Raw genomic sequence first — 9677 nt, 5'->3', positions numbered from 1 at the left:
ATTGGCAGTGAGATAAAGCTGGTTTACTTGGGGTATACCCAAAATAAACAAAGCCCTGTAGTCATCCACATGGCTCAATTCTATCATTAGTTTGTGTTGCTTAAACTTAGCTGTTTTGCAACTCTAGTTTGTACCCACGCTGGTTTTGTCGCTAACCATTGGTATAGCTTCCCTGCTGGAAGTTTAGGTAAGTCGATTAGACGGGCTTTCTCAATTTCTATATACTCGTGATGTGGCATAGTTAATCCTCTTTGGTTATGTGTCGCATGGCCTATAGCAACTGCTATTGCTATAGGCCAATTTTCTATAATAGGTCTCTTACTTCGTTTGTTATTTTTTCCATCATTTGCTCTACAATGAACTGTGTTAGGGTTCTTGACCCTTTTAAAGATACTTTTCCATTTTTTATTGGAACGCCTATATGTTTTGCATACAGGCTTAGGTGTGCAATTTCGATATTAGTTAACCTCAACGTGTTGATGCTGTATGCGAATTGCTCGAACTGCCTATTCCCCTTAATATAATCAATAAGTTCTTCGCTTGTCATGGATAGGGCTTTATTTTGAAAGGATTTAGCTAAGTCCCTATTTTTTTTCTCTCGCGCAATTTTTAAAGCTTTAACTTCTTCTGCTGTTCTTGGGGCAACTTGAAGAATTTCAGGTGATTTTAAATCTTCCCCTGTGTCTACTGCAAAAGCATCCTTAGCCATTTGTTACCTCCAATAAAATTGCTTCTAATGCGTGTTTAAAACCATTGTTTCTAAGAATAGAACCAGACGCAATATTTTCGATACTTGGTGTATATGGAAGAAAATAATCTGATACAGGTATATCTATTGATCTAAATTGCTCTCTAACTTTTACTGCTTTAGCCACTGAGTGGGATAATCCAGATACTTTATTTATAACAACGATAAAGTTTACGCGCAAACGCTTAAGGTTCCTTGCGAATTTTAGTGTAGTGTTGATATCACTATCTGAGCATGAGCAAGGAACAATTATTATACTATCTTCAACATCAGTAGATAATAAATCTAATAAATCGTTAGTTAAGGCGCCGATTGTATCTGTTATCGTGAAGTCTGGATTAGCTGGGCGTGGATCGATTGCTGATTCATCTATAAACATTTTAAAATGGCTTGCTACATTATCGTAATCATGGCATTCGATTTTTTTCCCTATTGCGTGTAAGTATTCAGCAATGCTACATGCAATGCTTGTTTTTCCTGTTCCGCCTTTTACATTAGCTAATTTTATATGCTTCATAAGTTTACGCTCAACCTTGTAACGAGTCTTAAGGAATTGTAAGTATACGCAAGAGTGCGCGAAGAATTTATTTTACTATACTCGTTGGACGTAATATTTCAACTATTAATTGCGTAAGCGTGCAATTTTGCGTGTGTGCGTAAGTTTTTATAAGTATACGCGCACCTAGGTGATTATCTAAACATCAGAAGCAAATCGTTCTTATCGGTCGCGTTCCGCACCGGCTAAACGGTGACTAAAGCATTGGGTGAAATCTCCCCTGGTTAATTAAAGGGAAAATTAACCAGGGGAGATTTCACCCAACCGATCACCAGATTTTAAAATCAAAATATCTAAAAATTACGTAAGCGTGCAATTTTGTGGGTGTACGCGAGTTTTCATATGTATACGTGCATTTAGGTGGTTATCTAAACATCAGAAGCAAATCGTTTTTAGCGGTCGCGTTTCGCACCGGCTAAATGGTTACTCAGGCATTGAGTGAATATTCTCCCTTGGTTAATTGAAAAGCGAATTAACCAGGGGGGATATCACCCAACCGATCACCAAATTTCAAAACTAAAAGCAAGCACTAACAGTGCCTTGTCTGGCAAAGTGTGAGTAAGCCTGTGCTGGCCTTTCGCGCATCATGGTTTTCCTGTCTAAAACAAATACCGAACTCGTCCCCGCTTTAACTTCTAATCTGTCTCATTTCAACAACCTGTTTTGCAAGGGTAAACAAGCGCTTCGCGCCCTTGCAAACCAGAACGTAAAAATGAGGCAGGAAGTCAGGCGGAGACGAGATCGATATTCAAACAACAGGAAAACAAGCCATGACACACTCACTTTTAGCACAAGCAACTCACACTAATACCATTCAATCTACTGTTAGCCTCAAGACTCAAGCAGGCTCCAACAAGCTCGATATGTTGAAAGGCTTTAAAGCGGGAAAGCTGCGCAAAAACGCAAAAAATAAAATTGCTGTGTTGTTGTCAATGGCGACAAAAATTGAACTCAGAACCCAATCAATGGGTATGGATGATTGTTTTAACGATAACGCCCCGCAGATCGTTGATGTAGATTTCTTTTGGAGTTGGTACGAAAAGGAATACTCAGATTTAGAAATTTACCTTACTGTTTTTGAAGGTGTTTTAACTAAAGTGCGTTTTTCTGATTGTCCCTATCATTTTTCTAACGATATCGTTTTGACCTTTGAAGAAGTCAAAGCGAAAAAGCCGCATTTTACCTATGCCCAAGTAAAACAGGCGTTGTTAGACGGCTATCTGTGCCCGTTGTCGAACGATTCAAAAGCGCCAGAGCCAACACCGCCAAACGATGACAACACTCGCAAAGTGGTTAGTTTTGGCGATTTTCAAGATCGCCTAGAAAGCAAACGCGACCGCTTAGAGAACGCCTCAAGCAAAGCGGCGGCAGAATCAAACAAATTTTATGAGTCGTCTAGAAGTCTCGCTTCTTGTATTCCGTTCGGCCAGCCGATTTTAGTCGGGCACCATAGTGAGGGACGCGCTAGACGCCACGCAGACAAGATTTTTAATGATATGGGTAAATCAGTTGCAGCAAGCAAAAAAGCGGGTTATTACGCTGACAGAGCGGCCAGCGTTGGCACTAATGGCATTGCATCGGATGATCCCGAAGCCATCGGTAAACTAAAAGAGAAATTGGCAGGCTTGGAACGTTCGCAAGAAATGATGAAAGCGATCAACAAAGTGATCCGTTCTAAGCATATGACTGACGCCGACAAAATCGAGTACATGACGCAAACGCACCAGTTAACCGAAAATGATGCGAAAGAATTGCTAAAGGGGGACTTTTGCGGTCGGGTAGGGTTCGCCAGTTATTCATTAACTAACAATAATGCGAATATTCGCACCGTAAGAGATCGAATTGAAGACTTGGAAAAGTTACATAATCAAGAACCATTAAGCGCAAGCGGTGAGATTGAGGGGCTTTCTTGGTCATTGTATGAAGAAGATGGGCGGATCAAAATCACGTTTGACGATGTGCCCAGTGAGGCGCTGCGGCGCACACTAAAAATGTATTCTTTCAAGTGGTCGCGTTTTTCTAAAGCGTGGGTACGCAAAATCACGCCTAACGCCATTTTTCGCACAAAACAACTGATCGCCAAGCTGGACACAAATTAACAGCCGTTAAAGTGGGGCAATAATTGCCCCTTTTGAAAAAAGGAATTTTTTTTACTCATTCCTCGCAAGAAAAAATTCTGTCGTGTATGTCTGCTAGCCATTGCGGATACCTCAATCTGGTATTACAATGTATTACCGTGTAAGGTAAATAATGAGGCTTCAAATGCAACGCATTTATGAGTTAAAAAAATCGGGTAATTCTACCGTGATTAGGATCCCTTTTGATGAACTGAAAGCGAATAATTGCACCGTTGGGGATAAGGTCGTTATGAGTTTTCACAAGGTTAAAACACCTAGAGCGAATTGGTTTGATCAAGTAACAGAGGCTAAAGCACAAAAAGAAGCCGAGTTAATGAATGAAGATTTTGCAAATGTAGATTTAGAGTTGACGGACGAGTGGGGCACTGAATGGTAAATCAATTTGATGTAGTGTTGATTGATCTTAACCCTACCGTTGGAGCCGAAATTAATAAAACTAGGCCCTGTGTGGTTATTTCACCTAATGACGTAAATAAGCATCTTAAAACCGTCATAATAGCCCCGTTAACATCTACCGCTAGAGGGTGGCCATTTAGACCCGTAGTCCAAGGCTCAAAAGTTAAAAGCGAGGTCGCTATAGATCAAATGCGAGCAATAGACAAAAATAGGATAATAAAAAAATTAGGCCAGTTAACTGCTGTAGAATCTAATTTAGTTGCGTCAATCGTAAAAGAATTTTTTGAATAAGTTACAAAATCAAAATATAGAGCCGCTGAAAATAACGTAAATAGCGTAGTCTTTTACGTTATTTTCAGCGGCCAACAAGCAAAGCGCGTTAGCCGTTACATCAAGTGAATTTGAACATTAACCACAGAGTGACACCGCCAATGAAACCACCTAATAGCGCGCTGAATAAACCATAAATAATAAGCGCGAAATGTCCTATCTTTCCATAATCTGCGATTTTCTTGTTAAATTCTGCGGCATAGTTGTTAGCTGTTTTTACGAGCTGTTCGGAATGTTCTTGCTGTAGTATTTTGTTTAGCTTGGTACTATGCGAATCAACCTCATTTAGTACATCTAATATTCGGTTCATCTTTCTGGAAAAATCAACGTCAAATGTATCTGGCACTGATTTCAGCGCTTGTTGCAAAGATAAAATATCTGCTTTTAATTCGGCTGTGTGAGTATTAACTCTATTAGGTAACTCAATTAGTATTTTATCTAATGTGTCGTATATGCCTTTAAGATCCTCGTTGATATTAGCCATAGCTGCATCATGTATGGCGTTACCAAGTCTTGTCTTGCTATTGAATTTTTCATTTTCACTCATACTACTCCCCTAAATTGATATCGCATGACTTTAATAATGTTGCAAATGTTTGATCGAGTTCTTGAGTGAAGCTTATTGCCAAGCGTTGAGCACTCCTTAAATGCGATAGCTGTGCTCTTTCATCTTTATCATCAGTAGACCGAATTAGCATTTTGAAATCTCTTTTGTCACTAGCTATATCTTGGAATGAATAACCTAGCTCTCCAAGCATATCAAAAACTGGATTATCTGATATGGATATTTGGTTGCTAATCTTATCAAGTTCTAACGTTTTAGCTATATCATTAGCAAAAATAATTGAATAGTTTTGTTTGATTGTTAAGTCTTTATCATGGAAGTTGAAAATTAATTTAATCTTTTCCTTTTCAACACCAAGATTAAGTAAATCTTCAATTGTCATTAATGTGTCAACTTGTTGTTTCGGTTTTGGTGTTGTAGGAATTAGAAAATAATCAATTTCCTCATGTGCTCCGTTTGAGATCCTTAAATTATTCATAAAAATTTCAATATTTGAAGCACCAACATCAATAATTGCTGTATCGTGAGTGTCCATCAAAGTAAACACTTGTTTAATTTGCTTGGCTGATATCGTTTCATCATTTGAACCATCAGAGTTGATAGTTTCAATCTTTATCACTTCGGCATTTGGGATCCTTGTACGCAAAAGGTTATCGCAAATCATGCTTTTCCCAACATTGCCTGAGTTATTCATTAACGCAATTTTTAAAAACATTATACACCTATGGTTTATTAGTAATTTCGTATTTAATTAAAAAGTCACTTAATCTTTTTTCGTTTGGGAACTCTTTATTAGAGATGAAATCAGTTGTTAACTCTGACTTAATTAATCGAGTTAAGCACCTTTCAGATATCTTAAATCCAAGAATTTGTTCCCAATCGTCAGAACATTGATTTTTGACGCTTGTGTTAACTATGTGAATATCGTTATGCTGACTACTACTTGACTTGGACTGTAGAGGATCTTGGTTAATCTGGCGTTTTTTCCTTCTAATTCTCGCAATTGTAGTTTTTAACGGTGCTAATTCAATTTTGAAATAACAATCATTATTATTGATGGATTCGCATATTTGTTTTAATGTAAAACCATTCTCATTGAGTTCGTCTATTTCAGGTAAGATAAACTCGATAATTTTATTTTTTGTTTTCTTTACTCTGCCTGCTTCTAGATAAACATAGAGCCTATCTTTAAAACAATCTAATTTTAACATGCCAACTTCTCAAAATATATAATAATAGCAATTATGGCTAAAATTTATATAGTCGTCAATCTGTTCCCCATTTGTTCCCCATTTGTTCCCCATTTGTTCCCTGTTTGTTCCCCATCTGTTCCCCATCTGTTCCCTATCTGTTCTCTACCTCATGCTGTTCATCTGAAAGTGTTCCCCGTTTGTTCCCCATTTGTTCCCCATTTGTTCCCCGTCGGCATATCTGTAGCCAAAGATAGGCACGTTGTCGATTGTATACAAATATCTTCGATATTTGATATACTATCGCGTGCAAAGGGGGACACCCCTTTAACCCCTAACCAAACTCTACGAGTTAACGATGAAAAACGAAAAACTTGAACACCTAGTCACGTTCAGGCTTTCTGAGTCTGAATACGCCCCGTATAAAGCAATATTAAAACAGACTAAAATTAGTCGTTCTAAATTGTTTAGGTCGGTTTTCATTACTAAATCAGCCCTCATTGAAGTCCCAGCCCCGCCACGTCCAGAGCTTGCTAGGTTGGTTTTCTTGGCGAGCAAAACCTCTAACAATATTAATCAAATCGCGCGTAAATTGAATAATGCTTATAGTACAGGCGCAATAAGTGAAAAAGTATTTATTGAAACGCTTAATAACTTGGTAAGCATTGAGCGTTCGTTTACGTCAGCGGTGGATAAATGCTAGCACGAGTCACAGCAGGTAAAAGTGGTATTGTTGAATATCTAGAAAATGGAATTAAATCAGGTCGTGAGCTATCCCGTGATGAACTTGATGAACGGATCTGCATAGATGGAAATCTTTCTATTACTGACAAAATCATTTCTCAATTGAATGAGCAAGGCCGCAATAATAATTATCTGCACATTACCTTGAGCTTTTCCGAAAAACATATCACTCACGAATTGATGTTAGAAGCCTATAATAGTTATAAAGATATGATCATGAGTGCATCTGATCCCGCAGAGTATAATGTCTATGCTGAGATACATTATCCAAAAGTTAAATCATATGAGGATAGGAAAACAGGCGAAACGGTTGAGCGCTACCCACATATTCATATGGTGTTACCTCAAAAGAATCTTATAACCAATAAGGCATTTACTCCATTTGGTTTGTATGTGTCTAATGTAAAATACTTTGACGCAATACAAGAAGCTATTAATAGAAAGCTTGAGCTTAATTCTCCCTATGACCATCAGCGAGTAACTAACCTTTTTGAAGATAATTCAGCATTTATTAGTCGTTACAAAGGCGACACGTTTAAAGGTACTAATGCAACCTTAAAACGTGAAATTTTTGATGTTATTAATGATAAAAACATTAGAACAATGGACGGTTTTGAAAAGGAATTATCGAAGTATGGTGAGGTGTCTAAAGGTAAAAATGCTGCCAATGAAGAATATTTTAAGGTAAAATTAGAGGGTGCGAGTAAGAATATTCGTCTAAAAGAAACCTGCTTCAATTCACATTACATTGTCGATAGGCAACTATTAAGGCAAAAGCCAACCGATAAACAAATTAATTCATTAGTGAATGAATGGGTAAACACTCGTTCACATGAAATGAAGCATATTCAAATTGCTTCGCCAAAGTTACGCGCAGAATATTACAGCTTAAACCCAGAACAACGACAGGAGTTTTTAAATGAGCAACGAAGACAATTTGATTCAAAAAACAATATTGGAGAGGGAAGACGGGCGACAAATAGAAAGCCTTGTGTTGAACGAGTTGGACTTAAACGATTTACCGAAATCAGAAACGGCTTGCCAAGTTTGCCCCAACGCGGTCTGGTTAGAACAAACGGAGAACGGTCAACGATTCCCGAAAGTGTATTGTCGCGTAATGAACACCATCATTTGGAGTCCTCAAGAACAAGTCGAGATAACCAATTGCGACGGGCTATTAATCGGAGTGGAGGAGATTGGAATAGAGGACGACTTTACAATGAGCGAGGAAATGTAGGGCTACCCGTTTCTATTATTGCGCCAAAAGAAGTGTTAACGGCTCCTGCACCTAGAACCTATGCAGAACAACTATTGCATGAACATAAAGCTAATAAAATTGTCTCTAGTGAAATAGCGCATTTTCGTACCGTTCGCCAGCAGCTCGATCCTGAACGTGTGCTATCTCACTTTACACAATCGCATGGGCTTGTTCGCGATAATTACACCACATTTAACGCTAAAGATGGCAGTGCCAGAATTAAAATAGGCTCAAGGGCATTTAATGTTAGTGATTTTTGCACTAAACACATGTGTCAAAGTTGGGATGAAACTAAAAAAATACTGAGTGAAAGCTATCGTGCTCAACAGCATGACAAACAGGAACAGCAAACAATTAATTCAATTGTTTTTTCCAGTCGCTATGCTACTCAAGGTTATTCCAGTAAAAATAAACTCGCACGTTTAGACGAGTCACTTATGATTTTTAAGTGGCTTCAACGACAAGAGAAATCAGAGGTTAATATTATGCCATTATCCGATTTAGAAAAGTTTAGAGAAAATATTCCATCTGAGACTAATAGCATTGAGAATGCCACAATAAGCCTTTCGAATTCTGCTGAAAACTTTAAACGTCAGCAGCAAATTATCAAAGAATTGTCATTTAAAATGACGGATTTTGTGGCGTCAAAGGATTTAAAAAATAAACAAGTCAACTTTACAGACAAACACTCTGGAGAAGATGCTTTTAAAGATTTAGGTGATAAGCTGGTCATGTCCAAACGTACGCCAGAGCTTGAACATGTGGCCGCAGCGCTTACCTTGGCTTCTGAAAAATTTGGGAAATTAAAGATCAACGGTTCAGCAGAGTTTAAACAGCAAGTGATTGATGTTGCGATCGCTAAAAACCTCAATGTTGTTTTTGATTCACCTAAAATGCAAGCGGAGTTCATCGAGCAAAAGCAAGCGCACACCTCACAAGCGACTGCGCAAGTTGACCCTGTTAAGGCAGATGTTGTAGTTGACAAAGAGGTTAAGAGTGCCGTCATTGCTGACAATACACCTCATACTCTTGTTAATGAGGCCGCCAAGCATCCCGATATCATTAAGAATGAACCTGCAACCTTAGTGAGTTTTGGTGAAGCCCCTTATTTGCACGATGTAAAAAATGCTTCAAGTTTTCATGTTGATCTTAATGATGGAACTACGGTTTGGGGTGTTGGCCTAAAGGATGCGCTGAAAAATAGTGGTGCAAAAGTCGGTGATGAAATTGCCATTGATCGCATGGGAACGGAAACCGTCACGATTAAAGAGGCTGTTCAAAACGAACAAGGTAAAACCGTTAGCCATAAAGAAAAAGAGGTTGAGCGAGTCATTTGGAATGTTGCTGTGGTCAAGCCTGCGCAATCAATCACAGACACATACGAAACCAAGTACAACTGGAACGCCAGTGAACACAAAATGGATGTAACCATTAACGGGAAGCTGCCTAGCACTATCCCTGCTGACACGCTGACTAAAATAGTCGCCAATGATAAATTTTTGTCCAAGTATTCGCTGGAAGCAGTGCAATCAGGAAAGCTTGATTTGAGCGTTGCGGAGGGTGTTCAACCCATCCCAAGATCGTTTACTGAGCAAGGGCAAAAAATCGAAACGCAAGAAGTGCAACACGCAGTTAAGTTGACTCATTGAGTCGTTTAAACATAGAGGGTGGATTGTTTTGATTTTCATCTAAAAGGATTTGTTGACGGAGCTTGATTTGCAGTGGGTAAGGAAGTTTCGAGCAAGTAAATGC

The 9677-nt window shown here is 38.6% G+C and carries 10 protein-coding genes; 5 read left to right on the top strand and 5 right to left on the bottom strand.

Features of this window, described 5'->3' with window-relative positions; translation table 11 throughout:
- Positions 1-304: 304 nt before the first annotated feature.
- Together NE536_RS20415 and NE536_RS20410 are read right to left on the bottom strand one after the other, a co-directional pair.
- Positions 305-709, bottom strand: a complete 405-nt coding sequence (locus NE536_RS20415; protein ID WP_261273866.1) for a hypothetical protein — start codon at positions 707-709, stop codon at positions 305-307.
- Positions 702-1265: a nucleotide-binding protein gene (locus NE536_RS20410; protein WP_261273865.1), complete on the bottom strand. Its 564-nt coding sequence runs from the start codon at positions 1263-1265 to the stop codon at positions 702-704. The genes NE536_RS20415 and NE536_RS20410 overlap by 8 nt, the downstream gene beginning before the upstream one ends.
- A 902-nt stretch (positions 1266-2167) precedes the next feature.
- On the opposite strand from NE536_RS20410, the gene NE536_RS20405 reads away from it, so the two are divergent.
- The 3 genes from NE536_RS20405 to NE536_RS20395 all read left to right on the top strand — a co-directional run bounded on the left by NE536_RS20405 (position 2168) and on the right by NE536_RS20395 (position 4129).
- Positions 2168-3403 (top strand): DUF3560 domain-containing protein, encoded by a 1236-nt coding sequence (locus NE536_RS20405; protein ID WP_261273864.1) that lies wholly within the window; start codon positions 2168-2170, stop codon positions 3401-3403.
- 163 nt (positions 3404-3566) lie between these two features.
- The gene (locus NE536_RS20400; protein WP_261273863.1) at positions 3567-3818 is read left to right on the top strand and encodes an AbrB/MazE/SpoVT family DNA-binding domain-containing protein; all 252 of its coding nucleotides are present in this window, start codon (positions 3567-3569) and stop codon (positions 3816-3818) included.
- On the top strand, positions 3812-4129 hold the full coding sequence (locus NE536_RS20395; RefSeq protein WP_261273862.1) for a type II toxin-antitoxin system PemK/MazF family toxin: 318 nt from the start codon (positions 3812-3814) through the stop codon (positions 4127-4129). The genes NE536_RS20400 and NE536_RS20395 overlap by 7 nt, the downstream gene beginning before the upstream one ends.
- 100 nt (positions 4130-4229) lie before the next feature.
- Here the strand turns inward: NE536_RS20395 and NE536_RS20390 are convergent, their stop codons facing one another.
- From NE536_RS20390 to NE536_RS20380, 3 genes are read right to left on the bottom strand one after another with little or no spacing between them, the layout of a single operon-like run.
- Positions 4230-4715, bottom strand: coding sequence for a hypothetical protein (locus NE536_RS20390; protein WP_261273861.1), 486 nt, complete (start codon positions 4713-4715; stop codon positions 4230-4232).
- A 1-nt stretch (position 4716) separates the two neighbouring features.
- Positions 4717-5448 carry a StbB family protein gene (gene stbB / locus NE536_RS20385; protein ID WP_261273860.1) on the bottom strand — a complete coding sequence of 244 codons (732 nt, stop codon included), beginning with the start codon at positions 5446-5448 and terminating at the stop codon, positions 4717-4719.
- Between the two features lie 7 nt (positions 5449-5455).
- Positions 5456-5944, bottom strand: a complete 489-nt coding sequence (locus NE536_RS20380; RefSeq protein ID WP_261273859.1) for a hypothetical protein — start codon at positions 5942-5944, stop codon at positions 5456-5458.
- Between the two features lie 337 nt (positions 5945-6281).
- Between NE536_RS20380 and mobC the strand changes: the two genes are divergently transcribed.
- Positions 6282-6626 (top strand): plasmid mobilization relaxosome protein MobC, encoded by a 345-nt coding sequence (gene mobC / locus NE536_RS20375; RefSeq protein WP_261273858.1) that lies wholly within the window; start codon positions 6282-6284, stop codon positions 6624-6626.
- A complete protein-coding gene (locus NE536_RS20370) occupies positions 6620-9574 on the top strand; it encodes an LPD7 domain-containing protein (protein WP_261273857.1) in 2955 nt (984 codons plus the stop codon). The genes mobC and NE536_RS20370 overlap by 7 nt, the downstream gene beginning before the upstream one ends.
- Positions 9575-9677: the final 103 nt, after the last annotated feature.

It is taken from the genome of Shewanella septentrionalis (assembly GCF_025370265.1).
GTDB classification, from domain to species: domain Bacteria; phylum Pseudomonadota; class Gammaproteobacteria; order Enterobacterales; family Shewanellaceae; genus Shewanella; species Shewanella hafniensis.
The sequence above is the reverse complement of the archived record's forward strand: the minus strand, read 5'-3'. Positions and strand labels throughout refer to the sequence as shown.

Coding starts and splice junctions, on each gene's coding strand:
- stbB (WP_261273860.1), bottom strand. CDS start 5,448: ATGTTTTTAAAAATTGCGTTAATGAATAACTCAGGCAATGTTGGGAAA.
- NE536_RS20370 (WP_261273857.1), top strand. CDS start 6,620: ATGCTAGCACGAGTCACAGCAGGTAAAAGTGGTATTGTTGAATATCTA.
- mobC (WP_261273858.1), top strand. CDS start 6,282: ATGAAAAACGAAAAACTTGAACACCTAGTCACGTTCAGGCTTTCTGAG.
- NE536_RS20410 (WP_261273865.1), bottom strand. CDS start 1,265: ATGAAGCATATAAAATTAGCTAATGTAAAAGGCGGAACAGGAAAAACA.
- NE536_RS20415 (WP_261273866.1), bottom strand. CDS start 709: ATGGCTAAGGATGCTTTTGCAGTAGACACAGGGGAAGATTTAAAATCA.
- NE536_RS20400 (WP_261273863.1), top strand. CDS start 3,567: ATGCAACGCATTTATGAGTTAAAAAAATCGGGTAATTCTACCGTGATT.
- NE536_RS20395 (WP_261273862.1), top strand. CDS start 3,812: ATGGTAAATCAATTTGATGTAGTGTTGATTGATCTTAACCCTACCGTT.
- NE536_RS20405 (WP_261273864.1), top strand. CDS start 2,168: ATGTTGAAAGGCTTTAAAGCGGGAAAGCTGCGCAAAAACGCAAAAAAT.
- NE536_RS20380 (WP_261273859.1), bottom strand. CDS start 5,944: ATGTTAAAATTAGATTGTTTTAAAGATAGGCTCTATGTTTATCTAGAA.
- NE536_RS20390 (WP_261273861.1), bottom strand. CDS start 4,715: ATGAGTGAAAATGAAAAATTCAATAGCAAGACAAGACTTGGTAACGCC.